The organism is Paenibacillus sp. W4I10 (assembly GCF_030816325.1).
Classification (GTDB): Bacteria; Bacillota; Bacilli; order Paenibacillales; family Paenibacillaceae; genus Paenibacillus; species Paenibacillus amylolyticus_B.
In genome coordinates, this window is the sequence record NZ_JAUSXX010000001.1 from 2,106,395 (window position 1) to 2,133,023 (window position 26,629).

Consider the following 26,629-nt stretch of genomic DNA (forward strand, 5'->3'; position numbering starts at 1 on the left):
AGAGTTGATGTCAAACCCTCCTTTTTAGTGGACATTGTCAACATTATAATAATCACGTTAGTGGACGTTGTCAACATTATCTTTTGCTTAGCATTTAACCTCATTTTTAACATCCAAACAGAAAAAAGCCACGCATATGCGCGGCAAGGTTTACTTGATTTAGATACTTTATCCCCGAATTTCCCCTTTCTAGAAGGAATCAAAAAATCTGGGGATAACAGCGATCGGAAGGTTGTTCTGTCATCGGAGTGGCCAGTGTAAATTTGATTTATATGGATTAAGAGTGACTATATTGTACCTGATGAAGACGGCTGTATATGCCTCCAGCGGCGACCAATTCCTCATGGTTACCCTGTTCAGCAATACCATCTGTGTTCACTACAATGATTCGATCTGCATTCTTGATCGTTGTCAATCGGTGCGCAATCACAAGTGTCGTTCTACCCACCGACAATTCAGCCAGTGATTGCTGGATCAGTGCTTCCGTTTCCGTGTCCAGTGCAGAGGTTGCCTCATCCAGAATAAGAATGGGTGGATTTTTCAAGAACATACGAGCAATGGATAACCGTTGCTTCTGTCCTCCGGATAGCTTGACTCCACGCTCACCAATGACAGTATCCATGCCGTCCGGCAACGTAAGAATCAATTCCTCCAATGAGGCACGGCGAGCGGCATCCCAGATCTGTTCGTCCGTTGCACTCAGGTCACCATAAGCAATATTCTCCTTAATGGTACCCGAGAACAAAAATACATCCTGTTGAACGATTCCGATATGCTTACGCAACGATTGAAGCTTAACATCCCGAATATCCACACCATCTACAGTGATTCGCCCCTCTTCTACCTCATAGAATCGCGGAAGCAAGCTGCAAATCGTTGTCTTACCTGCGCCTGACGGTCCAACAAAAGCAACGGTTTCCCCTGGTCGAACAGACAGACTGATATCATTTAAGATACGCCGACTGGATTCATATCCGAACGAGACGTTCTCGAAACGAATATCGCCCTTCACACTTTCGAATTCCAAGGCGTTTTTGTTATCCGCAATTTCAGGTTCTGTATCAATGATCTCCAGATAACGCTTGAAACCAGCGATGCCCTTCGGATAACTTTCGATGACTGCGTTAATCTTCTCGATAGGACGGAAGAAGATATTCGACAGCAGCAGGAAGGCCATAAAGTCACCCATATTGATTCTGCCATCGATATAAAACCAAGCCCCGCTGATCATGACAAACACCGTAACCAGTCGCATCATCATATAACTGACCGAGATACTTTTTGCCATCGTTTTGTAGGCAAGCAGTTTGGTTTTACGGAAATTCTGATTATCCACCGCAAAAAGTTCTTTCTCATGCTCTTCGTTGGCGAACGATTGCACAACACGCATGCCACCAACGTTATCTTCAATGCGCGCATTGAAATTGCCGACGTCTCCGAAAAGTCGCCGATAGGTCTTTGTCATACGGCCACCAAATACGATAATAACCCAAGCCATAATTGGGATAATGATAAAGGTAAGCAGCGCAAGCTCAAGATTAATGTTAGCCATCAGCCAGAATGATCCGATTAATGTCATCACTGCAATAAACACATCTTCAGGTCCATGGTGAGCAACCTCGCCGATATCGTTCAGATCATTCGTAAGATGACCAATTAAGTGGCCTGTTTTACGATTATCAAAGAAACGGAAGGACAGCTTCTGCAAGTGAGCGAACATCTTCTCACGCATGTTGGTCTCAATATTAATGCCAAGCATATGTCCCCAGTATGTAACGACATAGTTCAATACCGTATTAAGTGCATAGATGGATAACAGCACAACGCAGGCAAGCAAAATAAGAGGCCAATCCTGACCTGGCAACAATTCATTAATGAATTTGCTGACGGCAAGGGGGAAAGCCAACTCCAGAAGCCCTGCGAGTACAGCGCATCCAAAATCAATCAAAAACAGTTTTTTATAGGGACGATAATACGAAAAAAAACGACGAATCATACTTGTTCACTCTCACTCTCCAGATCCTTATTGGGACTTACATCTTCATTTTGCAGCTCGAAAAGATGGATATACTCGTCGATGACCTGATCAATAGCTTTCAACTCTCCACTGATCATCGGGCGAATATGTTCGTACTCCTCCTGTCCAAGTTGTCGGACAAGCGTTGTTCTTCGATTCTGCATTTGTTCCAGAAATACAAGAATCCGGCCGCGACGGAATGTTTGCGCACCATGGCCCCGTTTTCCCTGATGTTCACCATGCCCTCTGCCACGTTTGGAACGTTCTCCACGTTGCTCGCTATCACTCATATCACGTCTCGGACGCTCACCTTGACGTACACTTCCATCCATCTCTTCGATAGGACGATCTCTCATTTGTGCCACCCCCATTACGTGTATACATATGTATACAGCGCATTCATGTATACGATTGTATACGCGACAAAAAGAAGTGTCAACCTAAATTTTCCAATAGATAACGAAGTATGTATGTTCACCCTCTCCTCAACAGAAAAAAGCCGCGATTTCGCGACTTCTTTTGTTAGCGACACTATTTAATCTTCTCCGAAAATCATCATCCTTCACTGCACCAAATCTATTGTTACTTTTTCAATGAAATTTCAAATGTGGAATCCACGTCACCTGCAAATACAATGCGGCCGTTTTCTGGTAATACAACCTCATTCTGACCGCTGACTACGGTGTGATTAATACAAATACCCTTCTGATCATATACGGCAAAGGCGCCAGTTGCAGGCATTTTAACCGTCATCACTTTTCCTTTCACCGTTGCTGGTATCGAAAACCATCTGGCATATCCATCTGCTTGAATCGTTGCTAGAGATTGTTTACCCGAATAGAGTGGTTGTACCATTTCCTCACTGGCGTATATGCTACCAACGGCTGTAATGTACTCTACCCCGTTCTTTTTAGCAAAATAACTCTCCTTTGTATCACGTCCAGCCAGGCCAGGGATTTGCAGCTCCGTGACTGCTTCGTTTGCTCCAATAATCTTAGTATTGGATATATACCCTGGGGTCTCCTTGTCCAAATGAATAGGGAGGATTGGTGCCGAATTGAGATAAACCGTTGATGTATATTTCTCATTCACCAGGTAATATTTTTTACCTTCACGCTGCTCCCATGAGGCCGTAATATCCTGGGATAACTCATTGGCTTCCAGCTTCTCCATTTTATATTCGGAGAAAGCCAATTGTCCAAGTCCTGGCAAGGATATATAAGATCGATACCACAGATAAGTCCTTCCATTCTTTTCCTTAACAAATTTCAACTTTTCCGTGCCTTCATCATTAACAAAAGTACCATCCGCTGTATAGGTGTATTTTTGAGCCGGATCACTTGGAGCTGCGGGTGTGGATACAGTCATTTGTCCAGCAGTATTCATTTCGATCTTCTTAACCGAATTATTGCCGCCATATATACCTGCATTCGTGGCTATTTCTTTAGGTATATCTGCCTTCACTGGCACACCAAACGATTTTTCTGGCTTCCGTTCTGTAATAATGCCCTTTTCCTCAAGGGCGCTGAGTAATAATTCACTCGCAATGAACTGATCTTTGGCACTTGTCCCACCTGATGAGGTAACGGCTGCAGCCAGATTATATTCCGACAGTACGACTAATGATGAGTGATACGATATGGTATCTCCACCTTTTGTTACTGCCTTGATACCGTATTCACTGAATGGGTACAGATTTACACTATCCCACCCTAAACCGTAAGCTATAGACGTATCGCCATCCTCTGGCCACATGCCTCTTTTGTATTCTTCTTGCGCCATGGCTTCTACAGACTTATGGGTAAGAATGCCTTGGACCTCTCCCGTGAAGATTTGTGAAAACTTCGCAAGATCTTCAGCGGTGGAATAAATGCCTCCAGTAGCGATAACATTATAATTCTCTTGTGGAAGCTGACCCTCATACATAGGAGAATAGATTCCCGCCATTGCTGCCGTGTCAACCACATCCTGTGGTGTTTTGGTATGTTTCATGTCCAGAGGTTCCGTAAAATATCGGTGTATAAAAGCTGTAAAACTCATGCCGCTAACACGTTCAACCATAATCTCAGATAACGTAAACCCATCGTTACTATACACCGAGAATGCGCCGGGATCTGCCTTCAGGTTTTGACTCGCCAATTGCTCGAGAAACGTATCATGTGAGTACGTATCATTATCTCCGTACAATGTGGCATTGCTGCCAGTGCTGCCCAGCAGACCGGAAGAATGATTCAACAGCATGCGTGGTGTGATTTGTTTGTAGCGATGATCTTTCATCTGAAATTCAGGTATATAGTTCACAACAGGCAGATCCAAATCCACCTTGCCTTCGTCAACTAACTTCATAACAGAAGCTGTGAGGAACATTTTACTCGTTGACCCTATGCCATAGATCGTATCCGACGTAAGAGGCACCTTGTTGTTTTTATCGTTTTTACCCGTCTGACCGGACACCACAATCTCGCCACCATCGATAAGGGCATATTGCAGGCTTGTAATTCCATGTTTCTCGGTGAGTAACTTGGCTTTCTCCATCACTGTTTTCTTGGTTGGTTCATACGTAAAACTGCTGCTACTTGTAGCAGGCGCGGCCATTGCAGACATTGGAGCTAACATCGTTAATACCAGAGTTAACACGGCAGTTGAATTTCGTTTTCCCTTTTGTCGTCCCATTCACATCATCTCCTGAATTTTAAGTGTTTTGGTTATTAGAGTTCCTCTGGATCTACAAATTTCACCTCTGGATACTTGTCGCTCGGCCCCTGAATCAGAGTTCCGCCCGTTCCTTTCAATTGCTTGTTAAAGAAATCGAGTACATATTGATTTACGATGTTTGATCCTCTTTTACCATTGATGTCTCCTGTGATCCCGGACAGTTTAACCAGCTCCGAATAGAATTGAAGGTCCGTGAAATTGAAGTGTTGGGTTCCTTCTACATAAATCACATTTCCCCCATGATTGATAACATTTTTCATAATGTGCAGCTCATCTGAAAGAAATTTAGTTACTTCATCATCCGAATTTCTATCCGCTTCAAAATTGGCTAACCAGTCTTCAAAATTTCCCGATCGGATGAACATAAACGGCTTGTTTATATCATCTCTATTTTCCACTTCATATAGTGAGCCATCCATATTAACCCCGGCCTTGATTCTCTGATCTAAATACGTTGCATTAAACGCGGTTGCACCCCCAAAAGAATGCCCCATCACGCCTATGTTATTTAAATCGATCTTCCCTTTAAATTGACTTTCGATTGCACCTGAATTCAGCTTTTTGATTTGATCAATTACAAACTCCACGTCTTTCGTCCATATATTCCCTGTTTTTGTACGTTCATCTAGTGTAGTCGTACTTTTTTTATAATCCGTTACACGGCCATCTGGAAAAAGGGTAGCAAAGGTGCTATACGTATGATCGATGGTGACCACGATAAACCCATGACTGGCCAGATTCTCGGCCTGTGATGCATGTAGAACTCTACTGGTTCCCATACCATGAGATAGCAGTACCAAGGGATAAGGACTTGTAGAAGGTAATATTTCTACATTTTCATAAGAGTTGGTTTGGCTATACTTCCAGTAGTCGAGCACAAATTCGGGCAGTTTTAAAGAAGCAGAGAAGCTCTGAATATACGTTTTGAACATTTCTTTATCTTTTGGAAACAGCGTGTCACGCTTGATATTATTCCTATTTTCAGTAGGGTACCAAACTTGAACCATTAGTTCTCTCTTATCGCTTTGATCTTCAGTGAAGACCTCATCTCTGTTCCGATCTGTAAAATGAAAGGTTTGAGTACCCACTTTCTTTGGACCATCCGGCTTCGGCAAATTAAAGACAGGTAAGTATACAGACAAGGCAGTAGAACCAACCAGCAGAATGACAATCAGGGAAGATAAACTATATTTCAAGAACTTCCCTATTTTTAGATTCATCATCTTTTCGGAGTGTCTGAATAAAACGATGATTATGAATAAAGCCGTCATGATATATACCACAAGCAACTGCCATCTGTATCCCTCAACCAACAATTGAACTACGAGTATAACGCTACTTCCTATTCCCAAACCCCAGCCTGTTTTCTTTGCACTTCTTTTAATAAATAGTAGGTCTACGAGTAAAGCGAAACAGGATAGAACTAACAGTATCTCAAATAATCTCATTTGAATTCCTCTCTCTCATCACGGCAACGGCCAAATTAATCGTATTATGGAAAAACAGCCTCTCAGGACTGTTTTCCAAATTCATTCACACACATCTCTTAAATCACGAGTGTACTTTTAAAGGATCTTTACTTCGCTTCGTTCATGAATGCTCTTACATCTTCAGCTATTTCTTTAAATAACGTATGGTGCAAGTAATGTTCGCCATCCATTGTGATTACTTTCCCATGTACTGAATCTTTGATCTGCCCTTCATGCAGCGGTATCCATCCTTCTACACCTTCATTATTGGCTTGTACAAAGAGAAGAAGTGGAAGGTCTTTAGGGAAGGTTAAACCTTGAACTCCTTTAAAATTGGAAGAGATATGACCCATCTCATTTAACATCGTGGGACTATTTGAGTTTTTACTCGACAGCATTTTCATCTCTTCTACGGTATGTTCATCAAATGCGAGTCCAGCATAGGGGTCACTACTAAATTTGACCACCAATCTTTGGAGACCTGATTTTTTAAGAAATGCGAACATTTTTGTAGGTAATTTGGCATCCATACCCGGTTGGGTTGAAACACTGCTATCAATTCCGACAAATGCTGTCACCTCATCCGGATATTTGTTCACATAATCAATGCCATAAATGCCTGCAATGGAGTGACCCATGAGCATGTACTGATGAATATCGAGTTGCTGCAGAGCTTCATGAACTTCACTTACGATATTCTCTGTGGTTCGTTCTTTTTCAGTCTCATCACTCAATCCATAACCGAAAGGTTCAACTGCAACAACTTTGTAATATGGTGATAGTTCATCGATGAGCAGTTTAAAATCAAGCGCTGGTGCAGCTGTTCCAAAACCAGGCAGAAGTACAATCGTTTCCTTACCTTCGCCTTGAATGAGCACATTCATATTTTTCCCGTCTACAGATACATGCTGACCATAGAAGTCTATTTTCTTGGCCTCTGAATTACTACTGACCACATTTGTGATATAAACAATACTTAGAAATAGAATAATGGCGATTACGATTGCTCCTACTATTTTCAGTATCATGTTTCTCACTTTTTTGGCCCTTGATCTATTCTTTGTTTTCTTTTCCGCTGGCTGCGTCGTCAGTGTTATCTTCTCCTGTCTTGAACTGGTAGTTCGCTTGTCTTTTTTGCTGCTAATGAAATCTTATCCAATGAAAATGTACTCCCCGTGACGTCAATATGAACTGAATATGAACAAGCTAATTCATTTATATTTACTGCTGCGTCATAAATCCCCTGAATTTTTCAGCAATTTCTTTGGCGTGGGAACGATACAAATAATGATTTGCTTCCAGCAGCACCACTTCACCACGCACAGAGTTCTCTATTAACTTCTCGTGTTCCGGAACCCAATTATCTGCTGCCGGATGATTCTTTTGAACAAAGAAAAGAACCGGAAGATTAACAGGGAAAGTTAGTTGTTCAGATGCTTTAAAGTTGGAATACATACTTTCTGCCTCATTTAATTGCGTGGTATTATACATATTTTTGCGTATCAGAATGTTCAATTGTTCTTTCGTTTGCTCATCATAAGGCAGTCCATCATAAGGGTCAGCACTCAGTTTCAGTTGCACTCGGGCGAAACCCAAGTTGCGGAACCATTTAATCGGTTGTGTATCTGATGATTCAACCTTCTGTTCACTAATCGCTGGAACACTGGTATCCAACCCAACATATGCACTTATTTCATCTGCATATTTGTTCACATAATCCAGACTATAGATCCCCGAGATGGAATGACCCATCAAGATATAACGATCAATATGTAGACTCTTTAACGCTTCATGAATTTCACTGACGATATTTGCTGTACTGCGTTCCTTTTCGGTCTGATCACTCAATCCATAACCAAAAGGTTCAACCACGACGACTTTATAATCGGGAGATAATTCAGAAATGAGCGGCTTAAAATCAAGTGCAGGTGACGCTGTTCCAAAACCCGGCAGAAGCACAATCGTTTCCTCGCCTTCGCCTTGAATGAACACATTCATATTTTTCCCATCTACGGATACATGTTGTCCGTACGGCTCCATTCTTTTTTGCTCCGAATAACTGCTGATTTTGTTGACGGTATAAACGGTAGCTACAAAAAGTAAGATTGCTATAAGGATTGCGGCAAGCACTTTAAGCAAAATGCCTAACACTTTCTTTATTTTGCTTTTACTTTTACTTTGACTCTGACTCTGTACTCCTTTGTCTCCTTGATGTTTCACGTTCATCTGCTCCTATCCTCATCTGTATATTAGCCTGGCAGGCTGCTTAAGAAATCCTAATCAAGAAAGATGTACTCCCCATGACCGGAATATGAACAGAGTATGAACAAGCAAAAAAAATGTCCTATGTAACATACAAAGAAGCTTGCATGTTACATAGGACATGAACATTCGGTTTAGATAATCCGATGGATATTCTATTCATTGGCCCTATCCTGTTTGCCTAACTATCCGTTGGTGGATGGATGGGCAACGTGATAATAAAGATCGTGCCTTGACCAGGTTCGCTTTCCACTCGGATGTCACCCTGATGAAGGGACACGATCTGTTTAACGATTGCTAATCCCATACCACTCCCGTCGTATTTACGACTGTGGGAACGATCTGCCTTGAAAAAACGGTCGAATATACGCTTCTGGTCTTCCAGGGGAATTCCAATGCCCGTGTCGGATATTCGGACACTTACATGGTTGAAATCCTCTTCGATACTGACTTTAATCATACCGCCATCCTTGGAAAACTTGATGCTATTTCCGATGATATTGGTCCATACCTGATTTAACTGATCGTGATCAGCCGTTACCTTCACGTTCTCCAAATCAAGCTCGAAATGAATGTTGCGCCCAGACCATTGCGGCTGAAGCGCCACAATGACCCTCCTGATCTGTTCATCAAGGCTTAAGGTGTTAAGCCGTAGTTGCTGTGACTGCGATTCAAGCAAACTCAGCTTGAGCAGGCTATCGCTCATTTTGGACATTCGTTTTGCTTCAGAGATGATAATATCCAGGTAACGGTTTCGTTCTTGTTCGGAGAGATTTACTTGCTTCAGTGCCGAAGCGTAACCGGATATCGAGGTGAGCGGAGACTGAACCTCATGCGAAACATTTGTAACGAATTCCCTGCGCATCTGCTCCAACTGCTGCAGATCATGCATCATTTCTTCAAAGCTGCGAGCCAACGTACCTATTTCAGTCGTTTGCTTGATGTTCAGCTTGACATTGAAATCTCCAGCTGCAATCCGTTTGGTCGCTTTGGTCAATTTCTTGATCGGTCTCACCAGGTATACAGAAGCAATCAGAATCAACAGACTTCCTGCAATCAACGAACAGCTTGCAAAGATTAAGCCAAACTGGACTACAAAAGAGGCGGAGGGCGGTGCGAGAGTTTCCAAAAACATCGCTTTTGTGCCCATTTCCGTCTTAATCGGTAGCCCCAAAAGAACGGTAGCGATCCCCTTGGGTGTGTCTTGAACAACCCCTCCATTTAAAACTTTTTTGAGTTGCTCCATCGATACAGCAGCTGATTTATGTCCATTAAGCTTCCCATATGTCTGGAGTTTGCCCGTTGCATCATAAATTCGAATATGATATGAATCAAGCTGTTTCATATTGCTAACGAATAATTCTGCTTCATCCAGAGGCATCGTCTTATATATCTGCACTACGTCTTGGCCAAAGTTGCGTATGTTAATTCGGGCATTTTCGTTCAATTTATCTTCGAATATCCAGGTTGACATAAAAAAAGAAATAACTGTACCAGCGATGACAGAAATCAGAAAGGTGAGCACCACACGAATGTATAATGATCTGATCATTCATGGACCTCAAGTCTGTATCCTAGCCCACGCACCGTTTCAATCCGAAAATCAGGTGTCGTGGCGAATCGTTCGCGCAGGCGCTTGATATGTACGTCTATCGTTCGATCATCTCCGGCGTAATCAATACCCCATATCTGATCAATTAACTGTTCACGTGTGTAGACTTGCCCAGGTGTTCCAGCAAGCTTATACAGCAATTCGAACTCCTTAAGCGGTAACGTAAGCGACTCTGTGCCTCTCATCACCTTATAAGTCTGACGGTCCAGAATAACGTTGCCAAACTGGATTGTATGTGTGGAGCCAATTTTGTAACGCTTCAGTAATGCTCGGACACGGGCGGTCAGTTCCAATGGATCAAACGGTTTCGTCAAATAATCATCCGTACCCAGTTCGAATCCCTTCACCTTCTCCCACGTCTCACCTCTCGCCGTCAGCATGAGTAACGGGAGATCGGGATTGGCTCTGCGGAGTTCCTTGCATAATGCCCAGCCGTCCATAACAGGCATCATAATATCAAGCACGACCAGATCCACTGGCGTCTCGCCGTACACGGTGAGAGCTTCCTTACCGTCCGCAGCTTCCACCGTCGTGAATCCATCGTTTTTGAGAAAGAGACAGACGAGTTCGCGAATGTTCGGATCGTCGTCAGCAACGAGTATAGTAGCCATAGGTTTTTCTGTCCTCTCCAATACGTATGAATATATGGTTCAAATTATAGTTAATCCTGATACATCCTGCTCATTGTATATCCACAGCAAACATCGTATGTTCCTTTAACGTTCCCTGGATCGGGACAGACTGTGACCCGCACGCTGAGAATCCTGCCTTTTGAAGTACACGGATGGACCCTGTATTATCAGGTACCGCGCCAGCCTCGATGCGTGTAATTTCAGTTTCATGTTTGGCAAATTCAAGCACACATTGCAGGGCTTCGCTCATATATCCTTTTCCTTGATGCAGAGTATCCGTCACATAACCAACGATCCATTTTGGGGTAGAATCCAGTATGATCTCGAACAAAGAAATTTCACCGACGAGTTCATCCGCTGTATGTAGAAAAATACCAAAAGAATAGCGATTTCCTTCTTCTTTCTTCTTGTCCCAGCTCTCAATGAGTGACCTTTGCCCTTCCAATCTGTAGAAAGACTCATCCCGATTACTCGCTGAGATTTTCTCGATTTCCGCACGATTGCGAACCTGTAGATCCAGAAGCAGTGAGGCATCTTCCACCTTCCAAAATCGTACATAGATACGTTCTGCACTATATTTCATTACATTAGTCCTCCTCTGTTAACGTTAGCTGCAATTGATTATATCAGGTCATTATAAGAGTACGAGCGAATCAACGAGAATTGTTTCGCCAGGAAATGTGGTGAATAAGGCATATCATTACGCAACCAGGCAACGATGGTACCAATCAGAGCGGAAGAACCGTACCAGATTGCAATCTCCTTATGAATGCCGGATTCTTCGAGTTCATCTTCCATTTCTACCCGATCAATTTTGGCTTTCACCAGCGTACTCAACAATTTGAGCAATCTTTCGGTAAAAATCGGTGTGCGCTTTGTAGCAAGTACCACCTGATAGAACGAGGCGTTCTCTGCAAAATGCTCCAGTAACTTGACCAGAACAGGCCAAGCCTCTTCCGTCCTTTGCTTCTCAAAATGAGGAGCATATTCATCCACGATCCGTTCAATATGCTCGATCATCTCATCGGCCATCTTCTCCATCATATCCGTAATATCACGATAGTGCAGGTAGAAGGTTACCCGATTGATCGTCGCTCGTTCGGCAATTTTGTTGACTGACAACTTCTCAATATCCATTTCCTGCAGCAATTCAACAAATGCACCTCGAATTAACTGACGCGTTCGCAATATTCTTGGGTCCACAGCTGATTTCTTCTCGTCTTTCACGTGTATACCTCCTATCAAATTTTAAACATTACAATTTTAAACAATCAGTCGTTTATTTTTGATTTACACAACAAATTCATTTTATTTGTAAAATAAACGACGAAAACACGTCATAACGTAAATTGTAATCTGTCCGAATATGTATATAATTCAATAAATACAATGTAAACTATACAACACGTTGTAAATTTAGTCACGCGTGGATTGAAAGGATGAAAAGGATTGAGTCAGGCTAGAGTACAAGAAGAATTATCCGTAAAGAAAGGCCCCATCCTGTTTATCATGATTTTGGGAGCCTTCCTTGCAACGTTGAACCAAACGATCATGAGTGTCGCTACACCGGAACTGATGGGTGATTTTAACATCTCCGCCGCAACAGCACAATGGTTAACGACAGGTTACATGCTGGTGAACGGGGTGCTTATCCCCATTACTGCCTACTTCATGCAACGCTTTTCAACCAAGCAATTATTCCAAGCTTCCATGTTTATTTTCCTGATTGGTACCATCGTATCCGCTCTTGCAACCAACTTTGGTACATTGCTGACAGGACGTATGATTCAGGCAGCGGGCGCCGGCATTATCATGCCGCTCTTGATGCACGTTATTTTGACCTTGTTTGCCCCTGAAAAACGAGGATCTGCGATGGGTATGGTTGGTTTTGCCATCATTTTTGCCCCTGCAATCGGGCCTACCCTTGCCGGTTATATCCTAGAGAACTACTCTTGGCAAACGATGTTCTACGGCATGATTCCATTAACTCTTATTGTCATTGCTTTTGCGTTTGTATACCTGAAGAATGTATCCGAACGGGTCAACACAAAGTTCGACACAATCAGTGTGGTGCTCTCCACGATCGGATTTGGCGCATTGCTCTATGGTTTCAGCAGAGCAGGAAGTCTGGGATGGTCAAGTGCAGAAGTTCTTATCTGCATTGCGGCTGGAATTGTTTCTCTTGCCCTGTTTACATGGCGTCAGCTCGTTTCCGAAACTCCGCTGCTTGATCTGCGGGCTTTCAAGTACAATATGTTCTCCCTGACCACGGTTATCAGTATCGCGATTACAATGATCATGTATGCTGACATGATGTTGCTTCCCTTGTATCTCCAGAACGCACGTGGTTACACTGCACTGGAGTCCGGATTATTGCTTCTGCCGGGTGCGCTTGTCATGGGCTTCCTGATGCCAGTAGCCGGAAAATTATTTGACCGATTTGGAGCGAAATGGCTTGCTGTTATCGGGATGGTGATCACCATCGTGACGACAATTGGTTTCATCGACTTAACGGACTCAACCAGTTATGGTTACCTGGTGTTAATGTCAACCGGCCGCCGAATTGGTATGGCTTTGCTCATGATGCCGATTCAGACTGCGGGGCTTAACCAACTGCCACCAAGACTTGGTGCACACGGTACAGCTATCTCCAACACCGTCAGACAAGTAGCTGGCGCTGTAGGTACTTCATTGCTCGTAAGTGTCATGACCTCCCGTACAACGGCACACGTACAAGATATGATGGCGACTGGAGCAGCCAATGGTCTCAGTCAAAAACAGCTTGCTACAGAATCCATGATCCAGGGTATCAATGATGCGTATGTTGTTATCATCGGCATCGCTGTTGTGGGATTGGTTCTTTCCTTCTTTATCAAACGTACCAAACAAGCCAAAGAGGAAGAAATCAAACAGGTTGTAAGACAAAAAGTTTCTATGAATTCAAATTAAGGTCTCCAGCCTCATACTTGCTTGCATAACAAAGCGGCAGATCAAGACGTTACGTCTGATCTGCCGCTTTTTAGGTTGTATCCCGTATGATTCCTTCTCACTCGGCAACGATCTTCACTGGCAGATGGGTCAACGACTGCCCCGGAGCTGAAGTGGCCAGATTATTCTCCAGATCAAAGGACTCCACCGGTTCAATCCGAGCGATCTTCTCCACAAATGCTGTCAAGGCAATGCTTAGTTCCATTCTTGCCAGCGGGGCACCTAGACAAAAGTGTGGGCCATTACCAAAGGTAAGATGTTTTTTGTTATTACGACGATGAATATTCAGCTCAAACGGGTCTTCAAACATCTGCTCATCCATATTGGCTGCACTCATCCAAGAGATGACGACGTCTCCTTTTTTTAAATCCACTCCGAGCAGTTGGTTCTCCTGCTTCACTGTCCGATGCCGCTTGGCATTATGGAACCGATAACGAAGCATTTCTTCTACTGCGAGCGGAACCCATTCGGGATTCTGTCTTAGTTGATCATACAGACTTGGGTCATCGTACAGGAAGGAATAGAACGTATTTGAAACCATATGACTCGTTGTCTCTATACCGGCTCCAAGCAGAAGCATGGTCGTGCGAACAACCTCATCCTCCGTGAACTTCTCCCCCTCAACATCAACGTTCAACAGATCGGTAATGATATCCTCACCAGGATGAGTCCGTTTATGAACCACAATAGGATACAGGAATTGATAGTACTCTTGCGCTGCAATTTGTTTTTTCAGTTCACTCTCTTCAGCAGTCTTCGGATTGGTAGGTTGAAACAGAATATCTACCCAGTTCTTGAAGCGATGACTGTCTGTGAGAGGGATGCCGAGCAGATCAGCCATAACCATCGAAGGCAGCGGAGCAGCCAACGCTTGAACAATATCAATGGTTGTATTCGGCTCAATATCTGCTACCAGCTGCTCTGCAATGTTGCGAATGCGTGGCTCCCAGTTTTTCAGACTACGCGGTGTAAAAGCAGCAGATAACAACGAACGACTTTTTTGATGACGGGGGGGATCGATACTTGATATGTTTAATTTGTCTGGAGGTGTGCCTTCATTGTTCTTCGCTCCAACGGCAATGGTCGTCCGGGTTCCTTCGGCCGAAAAATATTCATGATTACTCAGAACCTGCTTCACATCATCGTATCTGAACACATTCCAGGTGTTTGTATCTTCGTGATAGTACACAGGATGCTCGGACAGCATTTTTCGAAACCAGTGCAGTGGGAAAAACTCTTCAGACCTGGACTGAAACCCCGTGATGTCCTCAACACGTATCACTTCTTTATACATTTGGAATCCACCTCTCAGCATAGTTTCGTGATTGGTTACATGGGTACCTGAATTGACAGTTCAGCACCTGATTCCATTTTATACCATACGTTCATTTATTGATATAAACCATTTGAACTAAATCAGAAAAACCCCTTTATATAAGGGGTTTTTGTTTTATACGTATCGTATATTATTTCTGTCGGCGTTTCATAGAAATAAGCCATACTAACCGATCAATCGCCTAGTTTCGCCAATGTTTCCTGTAGTTGCTCCAGTTGTTCAGACAGGGTTTCAATCAAGTTCTTCGTTTGGCTTACCTTCTCCATTAAAATTTGCTCTTCAGAACTGTCTTCGGATGCATTTCTGATTGATGATGACTTCAATTCCGACAATTCGCGTTTGTATGTTTCTTGTTTCTCCAAAGCTATGCGCAGTTTTTCTTTCGTCGTACCGATCTGATGCTCCAGATATATGATGTCGGACAAGTTCGCTCCATCGGATAAACGTTGTGAATATGTCATGACTCACCTCTTTTAATATCATCCATTGCTTTGCCAACAGTATAGGGCTCAATATTGATATCCAGCTCCATGCCGAGAGCTAGTTTCGCCAGTTGACTCCCGATAAAAGGACCCATGGTCAATCCAGAGGCACCAAGTCCATTCGCGGTAATCAGACCTTGCCAGCCTGGGACAGCCCCCATTACTGGTAGAAAGCTAGGTGTAAACGGACGGAACCCAACTCTTACTTCCTGGAATGTGCTATTGGCTAGCCCAGGCGCCAGTTCCAGACCTTTATTCAAAACTTCCTGCATGCCCCCTGCAGTTACTCTTGTATCATAACCCTCCACATCATTTTCATGAGTGGCACCAATCACGATCTTCTGTTGATCAAAGGCCAGCAGATATTGATCAGAAGGTGGCATGATCACAGGCCAGCGGCCTGTATCCTCCCCATCCGCGACATGTAGATGCATAATTTGTGCCTTTTGATAATGCACTTTAAAGTGTATGCCGAGCGGCTTCAGCAGTTCGTTGGCCCATGCACCTGCACAGACAACGACTTCATCTGCCAAGAAACTCTGATCATTAACATTCACACCAATGACCCGATCCGCTTTGAATTGAAGCGTGGCGTCTCCATGGATCACTTCCGCTCCATTTCGCTGTGCAGACCGGATCAAGGCATCGCGCAGCGCCCTTCCATCTATACGTGCAGCACCGCTGATATGTACCGATTGATAACGTTCATCCAGTAGAGGAAAACGATCACGGGTTTCTTTGGCATCAAGAGGTGTAATGTCGCCAATCTCCGGCGCATCTGCTTTGCGAAGATGGGCCCGCTCTTCCATCTTGTTGATTTTGTCCACATCCGTATGAATACTAAGCGCGCCCACTTGAGCATAACCGGTTTCCGTTTCTCCTTCGGCTTTAAGCTCCGCTATGATGCCCGGATAGAACCGCGCACCAGCCTTGGCGAGCTGATACCAGTCCTGATTACGTCGCTGTGACAGCCATGGACAGATGATCCCAGCAGCTGCATCCGTCGCCTGTCCTATATCTTTTCGATCTATGATGATGACCTCTGCGCCATGTTTGGCTAATTGATAGGCTGTTGATGCCCCCAGAATACCCGATCCAACTACGATGACTTTCTTCATGTTTGCATTCCTTTCTTTAATCACTCATTCGTTATAGCGTATACCGTTTCGCATTCTGTTGGCAAGGCAGGCATACTTTTAGATCCACAAATAGAGGCTGATCAGACTACAGTTCATACTCATTCATCAATAAATAATTGTTGAAGCATTTATATGAAAACGTTTTATATATTGCCCGTCATTCAATTAAAATTATTCCATTTATGTAATATAATTCTTTCTAGGTTTCTTTTAACTCTGTAACCACGCCACTTACGCACATGATCCTTTAACGAAAAGAGGAATAACACAACGATGCCGAAACCTAGCATGGGGAATCCGCTGGATACCGATATGCCGCTCATGATTACAGGGCAAAACCAGTTGACCGTTGATGAATTGATGAATTGGAGCGACCATTCACGGGATTACAGCATTGTACAGTGCATCGGAGGAACAGGGCGAATCGCAGCAAAGAATCATGAATTTTCGATCAAAAAAGGGACCGCTCTCATTTTGTTCCCGGAGGTAACCTACCGTTACCACAATCTGAGTGATTCATTACGATTTGATTGTCTGTCTTTCAATGGCTATTTGTTGCCACGGTTCTTGCATTCCTTGCAGATCGGGGAGCTGCGCGCCTTCAAGCCGGATGGAATGCTTCATATCCTGTTGCGTGAAATTACGTTGGCGCTACAGTCCCGGCACAAGGATCAGATCTGGCACGTCTCCGCATTACTGTACATGCTTTTGGTCAGATTAACCATTGAAGGTGAACGCTATAGTGCTTACGAACGTTCTGATGCCCGATTAAAATTGGATGAACTCATTACTTTTATCAAACAAAATTATCATCAGGATATTTCTCTCCCCATGTTGGCTGAGCAGATGGATGTTACCGAGCAGCACCTCAATCGGATATTCAAAAAAGAATTTCAAATGACTCCATTGGAGTATCTGATGCGATATCGGCTGTTGAAAGCCAAGGAAATGCTCATCGAAAATAACGCTACTACCGCTCATGAAATAGCCAAAGCCGTTGGTTTCAATAGTGCCAGTTACTTTGGATCAGTGTTTAAAAAATACGAAGGGATTTCCCCTATCGAGCTACGCAAGCAGTATCTGGATTAAAGCGCCTCCATATCAATCTCGGCCAGCGAGGATAACCGCAGTTCATGCATGGCGAATTCCAGACCACGTGTTACCTCGTTAGGCACGATGATGCAACGAATACCAGCAGCATTGGCTGCCTTCAAGCCATTAGGTGAGTCTTCGAACACAATTGCTTCGGAAGCCTCGATCCCAAGACTCTGGAGAGCAAGAAGGTACAGTTCAGGGTCCGGTTTCACTCGCTTCACATCCTCGGATGTATGAACGACTGTGAAATAATCGAAAATGCCTAATTTCTGCAAGTAACCATGCACCCAGTCCCGTGTGGAGCTGGAAGCAACCGCAAGTTGAATCCCCTTCTCCCTCGCAGACTGAAGCAATTCATACACCCCTGGAAGAATGGCGGCCTGTCCCAAATAGACTTCGTATTTCTGTTCAGAGAGAAGTTTGATATGATCATGATCTATCTTTTTTTGGAGCGCCTGCTCCAGATACAGAAATGGATGAAACTCCTCAAAGGATGTCCCCACATTTTTCGACCACAGCTCCAGACCAAGTTCTACTCCGTGCTCTTCATAAATATCGCGAAATGCATAATACCAGGGCGTCTCTGTATCCACAATGAGTCCATCAAAATCAAATATAAATGCTTTTACCATGAACCTGTTCTCCCTCCAATGATCGGCCAGGGGAGCGGATTAGAAACGTGCGGTCAAGTCCGGATGAGTAACATTCACGGATAAAAAGTGACACGTACAGCCCGTTCCAGTCGGCGATTGTACAACTAATCCAGCTCGAAGTTCCCCTTGAATCGGCATGCCGAAATATCGAATTAGTTTCCACTCTTCACCATCGGGTGAATAAAAGAATGATATGCAGTCCTCTACTTTGCGTATACGCAGATAAGGATTAGGTACGGAGACTTCCACCGAATTGCAATCATCGGATGAACCATCACGTGTGACCACTGACACGATGGTAGGCACTTTTCCATCATATTCAAAACAAATTTTGCACCAGTTAAGATCATCTGCCATCACCATCAGGCATCCGGAATCATATTGATTTTTCATATCAACGGTTAATTGGGTTGTAATTTCGAAATCGCCAGGCACAGGCATGGACAAGAAAGGAGCAGTTGCACGAATGTGTTTCCCCGCTGGATCTTGGAAAAAGTCGGTGTCCGCCTTCGCTTCCACCAGCACACCTCCCTGATCCGTGTAGGACCAGGTTTCGGGTTCGTTCATCCAGCTCCATTGCTTCCGTGCTTCTGTTGTCATTACGTTAGTCATTTGTTAGTAGCCTCCCAAGTTAAAATATGTTCTAGAGGTAGTTCTAGTTTTTTTCTGTACTACATATTCGCCTCAAATACAGTAAACCCCTTTTTCTACATATTTTTGTAAGGTTCCAGCACTTGGGAGTGCTTTTGCGGATCTGGCAGGAAGAACATAATGACCATGAGTACGATATATAGACCAAGAATCACACTGAACAATAGTGTTGGATTGTGATGGTAGAGCAGGCCCGTCAGGTAACCGGATGGAATGGCTGTAAGTGTCATGACGGTCTGCACGGCCGAGAACATATCGGCTTTCTCATGCGTACCCAATCGGTTCATCAGCAGGGAATCCCGGTACGTCTGCAAAATGAAGTTACCCGCAGCGAGCACGATTAGCGTGAGAAACAACATTCCTATATTCCCCACAGGGATCAATAGAAACAGAATGGCTCCGGCCGTGCTAAGCACAATGGAAAAACCAACATACTTTTCCTCCGAACGCCGTTTCAGTCGCGGAATGATGACCAGATAAAGCAGCATGACGGTTACCGCAGTCACTACTGGGATAAACGAAATGACACGGTCATCAAATTTCAACTGTTCCTTGAAGAAAATGACCTGAAAGAAATTCAGCTGCAAGATTAGATTGGACAACACCGTGATCAGAATAATCGGAAAAAGTCTCCGTTTGTAGAACGATTTGCCGAACAGGCGCAGACTGGAACCCAAGCTCTGAAGCACACGGGTTTTACTATGCAATCCCATAAGTTCCTTGCCGACCTCGGTCTCATCCGTATATCGGTTACGAATGAAAAACATGGCGGTCATGAGGATGCCCCCGACAAAGTAAATGCTGGCCAATGTAGGCACGATACCAAAATCAGCAATGACAACTCCGGCAATCGGCGTGAGTACCCCAGCCCCTGTAATAATCATGTTGAGAATGGCAAACACCTTGGATCGTTTGTGTTCCTCCACATCCTCTATGATCAGACAGTTAAAGGCGACCGTTACAAACTTGGATGTTGCGTTTAGTAAATAAGCGATCAGGAACAGCCAGAAGTTCTGGGAGAAGGCCCAGATGAACATGGGAACACTCCAGGCAAGCAGATCAAAGATCAGTGTTGTTCGTTTCCGGCCCAGCTTATTCGTAATGGAACCTGCAAACAATTGAAAGATAAAGGCAAAATAAAGATTCACCGAATTGATTAAACCGATTTCTATGTCCGAAAGTCCGGCTTCCTTCATATATAAAGGAGCGTAGAATAGAACGATCGTGCCCGGAATGGCCCATACCGGTTCGAGTAAAATGGAGTAGCGTGGATTCTTCGGCAAATCTTGAAGCAATTTCAATCGATATCCCTTCCTTCTGCGGTTTTCACCGCTGCGAATCCCAACTTCTCGCAGCGGCAAACCCGCTAATGTCTACATGCTTATAGGATAAGAGCTGTTTTGACCGAATTCATCGGCAATTTCTCTCCAGTATGCATGTCATAACCAATCGTTCCGTTAAAGGCCTGTTCATAATCACTCAGCAGTTCCTTGGCTGTCACCATCTGTTCCAGTTCCGGGATGCTTTGGGCAAATTTCAGTGCCGTACTGATCATCGAGTGATTAGCAACTGCACCGATGATACTAATGCCATCATTAATCACGGCTGTTGATTTGAATGTCACCTCATAGCTGTCGTCATATCCCATAGGAATAATCTTGCCGCCTTTGGCAATCAGCTCAAACCCTACATGAAGCTGGTTACCAACCGCGTCCACTACAATATCAAACTTTTTGTTATTATTGATCTCGTATACTTTATCGAGAGTCAGATCCTGAGGATAGAACACATGATCCGCGATCCCTGAAGCGAACTCTTTGCGGTATGGATCAACTTCCGTGCCTACAGTAAGCCTTGCTAATCGTTTGCTCACAAGCTGACACAGGGAACCGATTGCACCAGAACCGAGGACCAGTACAGAGTCACTTGGCTTAGTCCCTGCTTTCATGAACGTCTGAAGTACACATCCCAGTGGTTCGATCATCATGGCCGTTTCCCAACTCATGGAATCCGGGATAGCATAGATATACTTTTCGTCCCCAACAAAATATTCAGCAAAGGTTCCGTGTGTCGTCATCCCTACTTGATAGTCATCAAAATTCTCGCAGTAGATGAACAGACCCTCACGGCAGTATGAGCAGGTACCGCAAGATTGCGTGGGATCAACCAATACCCGATCACCGATCTTGAAACCACGAACTTCGTCGCCCACCTCAATCACTGTGCCTACGCCTTCATGACCAATGATCGTGCCTTTATTTGCTGGCACTTTGCCTTTGACAATATTCAGATCTGTACCGCAGATGCCTGAACCATAGATTTTAATTTTTACCTGGTTTGGTTTTTGAATGGTTGGCTCCTCAATCTCCTGGTAAGTCACCTGTTTGAGATCCTGATATACGAGTGCTTTCATTGAATAATTCCTCCTAGTCGATTGTCGATTATGATCTATGGATTAAGCTTCAAACGTTTTCGAAAGTTGCATCGCATGAAGATGTTCCTGCTTCTGAATCTCTTTCCAGTCTGACAGGATCTGCAACAGCGCTTCCTCGACCCACAGCAATTCTTCCCGTGTATGGGCATCAGAGAAAATAAAGTATCCTTTGGTGAAAATGCCGAAGTGAGCCATTCTCTTCACCATGAACTCGCGGAAAGGATCTGTTTGAAAGTTATCTTCAGCCAAGGATTGAATGCAGAAGCTTGCATACGTCCCTCTCACTTCCAATTGATCCGTCAATCCGAGTAACACAAGTTCAGATTCCAGACGATCCATGATCCGGGTTGCCGGATCACGCCAAGTCGGCCACACTTTCGCATTTTTCATTAATCGTTCACAGGCAATGGCTGCCGCGAGCGCTGTCGTTTCGCTGGAATGGGCATTACTGAATCTGACTTGTCCTGACAAAGACATCAAGTGCTCAGGCCCCATAACCGCTGCGAGTGGTAAACCGTTGGCCATACCTTTAGAGATACAGAGCAGATCAGGCCAGATGTCATATTCTCCTGCAGTAGCCTGCTTACCCATTCGAATACCGGAAGTTACCTCATCGAATATAATAATAATATCCAGAGACCGGCATAGATTCACGGCTTCCTCCAGCGCGTCCCTTTTCCACTCGTTGGGGCATAGAACAATACATGCGATATCCTCGGGAGATGAGGTAATCTGAGCCTCAATTCGCTCCACAGTAGGTTTGTTGACCCAGATCGTTGAACGCTCGATATCTACTGGAATGCCCCGTTCTTTCGTTTGGCCACCATAATATCCGTATGCGGACCAATCGTGCCACCCATGATAAGCCGTCGCAATAACCTTGCTTTTGCCACTTGCGGCACGAGCAAGTCGTACGGCCCCACTCACTGCATCGGCACCACTCTTGGTGAAGCGCAGCGACGGATAACGACCCTCGAACCGCTCCAGAATCAACTCGGCGCATTCAAGCTCAATGTCGGCAGGCAAAGAAAAGCTTGTCCCTTTTTTCAACTGGTGAATGACAGTTAATTGAACTTCATGTCTGGCATGGCCCCATGGCGCCGTACCCATGGCCATTTCACAATCCAGCCATTCATTCCCGTCGATATCTGTAAATCGGGAATTATAAGCCTCTGCACAACATACGGGGGTATGCCCCGGAAATAAACGTTCAGGTGCTTTGGCTAAAGTGCTGCATCCGCTCGGAATTACCTTTTCGACTTGTTCCAACCACTCCAGATTACGGGTAAATCTTACGGCACGATCGAGCGTGCTCTCTTTTTCTTTCACCTTAAGTACCTCCCTGTTTATTTTCGTTGTGAGTGAATTACCGAACTTTGGTTCCAGGCCAGCATCCATCGTAGATGCGATCCATTGTGATCACATTGCCATACAGGTCAATGATCAGATCCTTGGCTCGATGAGCATGTCTCATCTCAATCCAGTAGCGGTTCTCCAGCAAACGGGCGAAATTGTCCACCAAAAACAGTAATCGGTTCTCACTATGAATCAGTTCCTTGCCCAGTACCTGTGGCAGCCAGATGGCCCCATTGGAATTAAAGCGGTTTGAATAGTCACGTACTTCGGCTACATTTGCAAACTCGGCTTCCTCCAGCTTAGTCCAGAATGTATCGGCATCACTTCGAACCTCGGCAAGGTCAATCCCGACAATCGGCAGATGCTGGTATTCCCCTTGGCTTTCCAGCTGTGCTTTCAGATGACTGAAAACGAATGGCCACACATCAGCCTCGATTTGACCGCCCCACTTTTTCCAGAAGCGTGCCAGATTGTTCTTGCGGTTGAAGTTGCGGTGAATACCGCTGCTGCGTTCCCAGTGATACGCCTGAATATTCGGGTTAATGACCGTATCGTATCCGGCAGCTCGTGCCCGCATCTGATAATCAAAGTCCTCGTATCCGTTAAAGAACTTCTCATCGAGGTTGCCGATGGTCTCATACACCTCCCGCTTCATGCCAAACATGGCGAACACCACCAGTTGAACAGAGAAGGTTTCTTTTGGGATATCATCAGGAGATGCGTTCAGGAACAGGTGTCGGCCGATAGTGTCCGCAAAAGCAATGCCGCAATGCTGCACGCCTCCTGTTTGCGGATACAACAGAACCCCTCCAATCATGCCAATCGTAATATCGCTATCCAGTGTCTCTTTCATCATCGGTTGCCAGTTCGGTTGAAGAATGGTGTCAGAATCCAGGAAGAAAATGTACTCTCCCTTGGCTAGACTCAGTGCGCTATTAATCGACACGGCGCAACCGAGTGGAAAATCATGCTGAAGAATCTCGATGGTCACACCTTCTCTTACTTCTTGCTTCAGTTTATCCAGATGTTGAAAGACTGCTGAGCCGGAACCGTCGTTGATGAAAATAATCTGGGTGGATGGACTTACCGTCCGGAGCAGCGAATCTGTGAACAAGTTCAAAATGTTATAGTCCTGGTTGACTGGCACAATAATGGTGTAAAGCATGGAATCCCTCCTGATTTGGGTTGATGGAATGAGTACATAAGCTGATTCGAACTGCACAATTGCTGGTATTTCTGTCCGGTCCCCCTTGTTTGAATATTTTGTCTTTATTTGGTAATGATTTGAATCTACTAGAAATTTATATCATTTTTTGTAAACTGGAAATCTTAAATTCTGAACTCTGTTAATATTTGAATATATGAGAAAATCAAGTCTGTTATCGTTTCGCCATGCACCGCGCTACTTTGAACGCAAAAAAACACCCCCAAAGAGTCTGCGTATCAAATGATACGATTGACTGTTTAGGGGTGTTCGCAATTATATCCGTATTCAATTGAACGTTCTAGCCTAACTCGTTAGATAAATTCACCTTATAGTTTAACTTCTACGTTCCGGTGTGGATCGCTATATTTATATATACCAGGATTTAGTTCAATCCTTCCGTCAAGTGGAATACCTTTGTAGGTATCAATGTAAATTCCTGAAGATACCATGCCCTTAGGTGTAACTTCAGGTACCACTTCTTTGCCGTTAATACGTAACGTAGTTTGGTTAACACCTCTGAAACTAGGCGTTTTGGAATATGACTCTACAATTAATTTCTCCCCATCCCTATAATAAGAGAATTGTATTTCAAGTCCATCGACAGTGAGTTTGGTGTACTGCTTTTGTTTCTTGGGTTCATTTAAATGAATCCAGTTTTTAGTGGTATCTCGTTTCTCAACAACGGCATCTTTTAAGATGAGTTTCATTGGAACATCAGACCAGTTTTGATACCACTCAGGGGATTCAAATTGGAATAAATGCTGATAACCGCCGCGATCGTTTCCTATCAAAGTTTTTCCCCCAGTTATTGTATTATCGTCTATAACTAACTGGGCTGTATTGTAATGAATAATACCTTTATTAAGCGAACCCTCTTCATCGATTAGAATCTGGAGATCCAAGGGCGTTATTTTGAGTTGATCTAAAGTGACACCTGTTTTTTCTCGGAATTCAGGATTGGTATACAATTTTTTAGTGTAAATAGACTCACTTGCTTTTTTTCCATCTGCTACAAAATCAAACTTCCAAGTCGCCAATATACGCTCTGCTTCTTCAATATAACCGAGATGAAGATTCGCATTTGTCCATTCTTTTTCGGTTATATCGAAAACCTGTTCAATCAACAAATCTGTACCTTCGCTGGACAACAAGGTTGGAATTGCCTCTAACACTTGAGAGCCTTCATGTACTACCAAGTGAGGATTACCTCGTCCCATATCAGATGGGGATGAAGCAATTTTATAACGAATAACGGTTTGATTTGCCGAATGGTTAACGGATTCAATATGGATCGTTGGATATTGCGTAACTCCAGTGACTATCGTATCTCCAACAGTAAGAGATGACTTTAAGGAAACATCCCTATCCCGGTAAAAAACAAGATTTTGCGCTTCGAATGTATATTCTTTCGTACCATCCTTTAATGTATCAGGTGTTTCATAGACCCCAATGAGTTTTTGGCTCTCAGGATCGTATCCTAAGGAACCATATACTTTCGCCTTCGAATCGGACTCATCTTTTAAGATATTTTTCTCCGTAGCAAACCCCGTATACTTTGAAAGATCGATTGATGTGTCCAGAGATATGAGCATCTTCATTTTTTCTCCATCTGTTACAACACCGCTTAGATTCATTGTCACACCTGAACTAGCGGACTGAAGATCATATTGCTGACCGATACCATTATTTATTGCGCTTGCGACGCCCCGGCCCCCGATTCGATCCCAATCAATCGTCATACTGGCGAATACAGGAATAGCAACAAGTAAGAAAAAAGTAAAAAGGATGCTTATAGGAATTGCTTTAGCTCGATATCCAGTAGGCTTTTGTGAAGATTTCAGATTGACTCGTCGTTTATATGCTTCTTTTTCAATGGTTGTCCACATCAAATCATAATCCGGATGAGATATATTTTTTTCCTTATTAGAATACTGATTCATTATTACTCAGCTCCTTTAGTTGAGGTTCAACCATTTTATTGAGAAGTTTTAATCCTTTGTTTAATCTGGATTTTGCAGTCCCTTCAGGTATGTTCATAACTTTAGATATCTCAGGTACAGTCAAATCATTGATAAATCGAAGGACAACAACCGTCCTAATCTTGTCAGGAAGCCCACTATATAATCCTCGTAGCTCTTCTTTTGTTTCCCGACGGTACACACCCTCTTCCACAGGGTTATAACTCTGGGATTTGGACAACAAATAATGCCGCATTTCTTTCAACCATCCAGATTTCCGTCTTCTCATAACGCTATGACACTCATTTGAAGCAATTCGCAATATCCATGATTTCATTTTCCTTACCTTAGCTCTGTCAGCCAAAATAACTTTGACAAATACTTCTTGGCAAATGTCCTCAGCATCAGCTTGATTTTTCATCAGATAATAACAGAAATAATAAACTTGCTCTTTGTACAATTCAAAAATTTCTCTGTCAGTCATTCTATCCCCCCCTTTGCCGTGTTTTCATTAATAAGACAAATAATGTTATGTAATCGTTCATTTTGTTTATAGTTGGTTTTGCTAAATTCTCGGATACCTAGAATAGATTAGTTCAATGTCTCTGCTTGAACAGGTATTT

The 26,629-nt window shown here is 43.8% G+C and carries 23 protein-coding genes; 2 read left to right on the forward strand and 21 right to left on the reverse strand.

What is annotated here, in order from left to right; genetic code table 11:
• Nucleotides 1-277: 277 nt before the first annotated feature.
• From QF049_RS09370 to QF049_RS09415, 10 genes are all read right to left on the reverse strand, one after another.
• Nucleotides 278-1,996, reverse strand: coding sequence for an ABC transporter ATP-binding protein (locus QF049_RS09370; RefSeq protein WP_307536829.1), 1,719 nt, complete (start codon nt 1,994-1,996; stop codon nt 278-280).
• Nucleotides 1,993-2,373 carry a hypothetical protein gene (locus QF049_RS09375; RefSeq protein ID WP_307536831.1) on the reverse strand — a complete coding sequence of 127 codons (381 nt, stop codon included), beginning with the start codon at nt 2,371-2,373 and terminating at the stop codon, nt 1,993-1,995. Before QF049_RS09375 ends, QF049_RS09370 begins: the two co-directional genes overlap by 4 nt.
• A gap of 226 nt (nt 2,374-2,599) precedes the next feature.
• A complete protein-coding gene (locus tag QF049_RS09380; protein WP_307536833.1) occupies nt 2,600-4,690 on the reverse strand; it encodes a serine hydrolase domain-containing protein in 2,091 nt (696 codons plus the stop codon).
• A 35-nt stretch (nt 4,691-4,725) separates the two neighbouring features.
• Nucleotides 4,726-6,180, reverse strand: coding sequence for an alpha/beta hydrolase family protein (locus QF049_RS09385; protein ID WP_307536835.1), 1,455 nt, complete (start codon nt 6,178-6,180; stop codon nt 4,726-4,728).
• Nucleotides 6,181-6,308: 128 nt separating this feature from the next.
• On the reverse strand, nt 6,309-7,229 hold the full coding sequence (locus QF049_RS09390) for an alpha/beta hydrolase (RefSeq protein ID WP_307536837.1): 921 nt from the start codon (nt 7,227-7,229) through the stop codon (nt 6,309-6,311).
• 193 nt (nt 7,230-7,422) lie between these two features.
• A complete protein-coding gene (locus QF049_RS09395; RefSeq protein ID WP_373428226.1) occupies nt 7,423-8,427 on the reverse strand; it encodes an alpha/beta hydrolase in 1,005 nt (334 codons plus the stop codon).
• Between the two features lie 217 nt (nt 8,428-8,644).
• Entirely contained in the window at nt 8,645-10,015 is a 1,371-nt protein-coding gene (locus QF049_RS09400) for a sensor histidine kinase (protein ID WP_307536841.1), read from the reverse strand.
• Nucleotides 10,012-10,686 carry a response regulator transcription factor gene (locus QF049_RS09405; protein WP_124114570.1) on the reverse strand — a complete coding sequence of 225 codons (675 nt, stop codon included), beginning with the start codon at nt 10,684-10,686 and terminating at the stop codon, nt 10,012-10,014. Before QF049_RS09405 ends, QF049_RS09400 begins: the two co-directional genes overlap by 4 nt.
• A gap of 70 nt (nt 10,687-10,756) precedes the next feature.
• Entirely contained in the window at nt 10,757-11,290 is a 534-nt protein-coding gene (locus QF049_RS09410) for a GNAT family N-acetyltransferase (protein WP_307536844.1), read from the reverse strand.
• A 38-nt stretch (nt 11,291-11,328) separates the two neighbouring features.
• Nucleotides 11,329-11,934, reverse strand: coding sequence for a TetR/AcrR family transcriptional regulator (locus tag QF049_RS09415; RefSeq protein ID WP_062834267.1), 606 nt, complete (start codon nt 11,932-11,934; stop codon nt 11,329-11,331).
• Between the two features lie 282 nt (nt 11,935-12,216).
• Here QF049_RS09415 and QF049_RS09420 point away from each other — a divergent pair, with 282 nt between their 5' ends.
• Nucleotides 12,217-13,656, forward strand: a complete 1,440-nt coding sequence (locus tag QF049_RS09420; RefSeq protein ID WP_307543154.1) for a DHA2 family efflux MFS transporter permease subunit — start codon at nt 12,217-12,219, stop codon at nt 13,654-13,656.
• 97 nt (nt 13,657-13,753) lie between these two features.
• Here the strand turns inward: QF049_RS09420 and QF049_RS09425 are convergent, their stop codons facing one another.
• The 3 genes from QF049_RS09425 to QF049_RS09435 all read right to left on the reverse strand — a co-directional run bounded on the left by QF049_RS09425 (nt 13,754) and on the right by QF049_RS09435 (nt 16,631).
• The gene (locus QF049_RS09425; RefSeq protein WP_307536847.1) at nt 13,754-14,989 is read right to left on the reverse strand and encodes a cytochrome P450; all 1,236 of its coding nucleotides are present in this window, start codon (nt 14,987-14,989) and stop codon (nt 13,754-13,756) included.
• Between the two features lie 215 nt (nt 14,990-15,204).
• The gene (locus QF049_RS09430) at nt 15,205-15,492 is read right to left on the reverse strand and encodes a hypothetical protein (RefSeq protein ID WP_307536849.1); all 288 of its coding nucleotides are present in this window, start codon (nt 15,490-15,492) and stop codon (nt 15,205-15,207) included.
• Entirely contained in the window at nt 15,489-16,631 is a 1,143-nt protein-coding gene (locus QF049_RS09435) for an NAD(P)/FAD-dependent oxidoreductase (protein ID WP_307536851.1), read from the reverse strand. Before QF049_RS09435 ends, QF049_RS09430 begins: the two co-directional genes overlap by 4 nt.
• A gap of 294 nt (nt 16,632-16,925) precedes the next feature.
• On the opposite strand from QF049_RS09435, the gene QF049_RS09440 reads away from it, so the two are divergent.
• On the forward strand, nt 16,926-17,741 hold the full coding sequence (locus QF049_RS09440) for an AraC family transcriptional regulator (RefSeq protein WP_307536854.1): 816 nt from the start codon (nt 16,926-16,928) through the stop codon (nt 17,739-17,741).
• Here QF049_RS09440 and QF049_RS09445 read toward each other — a convergent pair.
• From QF049_RS09445 to QF049_RS09480, 8 genes are all read right to left on the reverse strand, one after another.
• Complete coding sequence (locus QF049_RS09445) at nt 17,738-18,379, reverse strand: HAD family hydrolase (protein WP_127548321.1); 642 nt, start codon at nt 18,377-18,379, stop codon at nt 17,738-17,740. The two genes, QF049_RS09440 and QF049_RS09445, sit on opposite strands and share 4 nt — an antisense overlap.
• 39 nt (nt 18,380-18,418) lie before the next feature.
• Nucleotides 18,419-19,012 (reverse strand): DUF1349 domain-containing protein, encoded by a 594-nt coding sequence (locus QF049_RS09450; protein WP_150367352.1) that lies wholly within the window; start codon nt 19,010-19,012, stop codon nt 18,419-18,421.
• A gap of 95 nt (nt 19,013-19,107) precedes the next feature.
• Entirely contained in the window at nt 19,108-20,352 is a 1,245-nt protein-coding gene (locus tag QF049_RS09455) for an MFS transporter (RefSeq protein WP_091030860.1), read from the reverse strand.
• A gap of 80 nt (nt 20,353-20,432) precedes the next feature.
• Nucleotides 20,433-21,464 (reverse strand): zinc-dependent alcohol dehydrogenase, encoded by a 1,032-nt coding sequence (locus tag QF049_RS09460; RefSeq protein ID WP_307536860.1) that lies wholly within the window; start codon nt 21,462-21,464, stop codon nt 20,433-20,435.
• Nucleotides 21,465-21,506: 42 nt separating this feature from the next.
• The gene (locus QF049_RS09465; protein WP_307536863.1) at nt 21,507-22,814 is read right to left on the reverse strand and encodes an aminotransferase class III-fold pyridoxal phosphate-dependent enzyme; all 1,308 of its coding nucleotides are present in this window, start codon (nt 22,812-22,814) and stop codon (nt 21,507-21,509) included.
• A gap of 37 nt (nt 22,815-22,851) precedes the next feature.
• Nucleotides 22,852-24,006, reverse strand: coding sequence for a glycosyltransferase family 2 protein (locus QF049_RS09470; protein ID WP_150367354.1), 1,155 nt, complete (start codon nt 24,004-24,006; stop codon nt 22,852-22,854).
• Nucleotides 24,007-24,374: 368 nt separating this feature from the next.
• On the reverse strand, nt 24,375-25,988 hold the full coding sequence (locus QF049_RS09475; protein WP_307536869.1) for a DUF4179 domain-containing protein: 1,614 nt from the start codon (nt 25,986-25,988) through the stop codon (nt 24,375-24,377).
• Complete coding sequence (locus tag QF049_RS09480) at nt 25,972-26,490, reverse strand: RNA polymerase sigma factor (protein ID WP_307536870.1); 519 nt, start codon at nt 26,488-26,490, stop codon at nt 25,972-25,974. Before QF049_RS09480 ends, QF049_RS09475 begins: the two co-directional genes overlap by 17 nt.
• Between the last annotated feature and the right edge of the window lie 139 nt (nt 26,491-26,629).

Coding starts and splice junctions, on each gene's coding strand:
- QF049_RS09370 (WP_307536829.1), bottom strand. CDS start 1,996: ATGATTCGTCGTTTTTTTTCGTATTATCGTCCCTATAAAAAACTGTTT.
- QF049_RS09445 (WP_127548321.1), bottom strand. CDS start 18,379: ATGGTAAAAGCATTTATATTTGATTTTGATGGACTCATTGTGGATACA.
- QF049_RS09460 (WP_307536860.1), bottom strand. CDS start 21,464: ATGAAAGCACTCGTATATCAGGATCTCAAACAGGTGACTTACCAGGAG.
- QF049_RS09470 (WP_150367354.1), bottom strand. CDS start 24,006: ATGCTTTACACCATTATTGTGCCAGTCAACCAGGACTATAACATTTTG.
- QF049_RS09410 (WP_307536844.1), bottom strand. CDS start 11,290: ATGAAATATAGTGCAGAACGTATCTATGTACGATTTTGGAAGGTGGAA.
- QF049_RS09425 (WP_307536847.1), bottom strand. CDS start 14,989: ATGTATAAAGAAGTGATACGTGTTGAGGACATCACGGGGTTTCAGTCC.
- QF049_RS09395 (WP_373428226.1), bottom strand. CDS start 8,427: ATGAACGTGAAACATCAAGGAGACAAAGGAGTACAGAGTCAGAGTCAA.
- QF049_RS09385 (WP_307536835.1), bottom strand. CDS start 6,180: ATGAGATTATTTGAGATACTGTTAGTTCTATCCTGTTTCGCTTTACTC.
- QF049_RS09405 (WP_124114570.1), bottom strand. CDS start 10,686: ATGGCTACTATACTCGTTGCTGACGACGATCCGAACATTCGCGAACTC.
- QF049_RS09390 (WP_307536837.1), bottom strand. CDS start 7,229: ATGATACTGAAAATAGTAGGAGCAATCGTAATCGCCATTATTCTATTT.
- QF049_RS09440 (WP_307536854.1), top strand. CDS start 16,926: ATGCCGAAACCTAGCATGGGGAATCCGCTGGATACCGATATGCCGCTC.
- QF049_RS09380 (WP_307536833.1), bottom strand. CDS start 4,690: ATGGGACGACAAAAGGGAAAACGAAATTCAACTGCCGTGTTAACTCTG.
- QF049_RS09400 (WP_307536841.1), bottom strand. CDS start 10,015: ATGATCAGATCATTATACATTCGTGTGGTGCTCACCTTTCTGATTTCT.
- QF049_RS09435 (WP_307536851.1), bottom strand. CDS start 16,631: ATGAAGAAAGTCATCGTAGTTGGATCGGGTATTCTGGGGGCATCAACA.
- QF049_RS09475 (WP_307536869.1), bottom strand. CDS start 25,988: ATGAATCAGTATTCTAATAAGGAAAAAAATATATCTCATCCGGATTAT.
- QF049_RS09420 (WP_307543154.1), top strand. CDS start 12,217: ATGATTTTGGGAGCCTTCCTTGCAACGTTGAACCAAACGATCATGAGT.
- QF049_RS09430 (WP_307536849.1), bottom strand. CDS start 15,492: ATGACATATTCACAACGTTTATCCGATGGAGCGAACTTGTCCGACATC.
- QF049_RS09375 (WP_307536831.1), bottom strand. CDS start 2,373: ATGAGAGATCGTCCTATCGAAGAGATGGATGGAAGTGTACGTCAAGGT.
- QF049_RS09480 (WP_307536870.1), bottom strand. CDS start 26,490: ATGACTGACAGAGAAATTTTTGAATTGTACAAAGAGCAAGTTTATTAT.
- QF049_RS09450 (WP_150367352.1), bottom strand. CDS start 19,012: ATGACTAACGTAATGACAACAGAAGCACGGAAGCAATGGAGCTGGATG.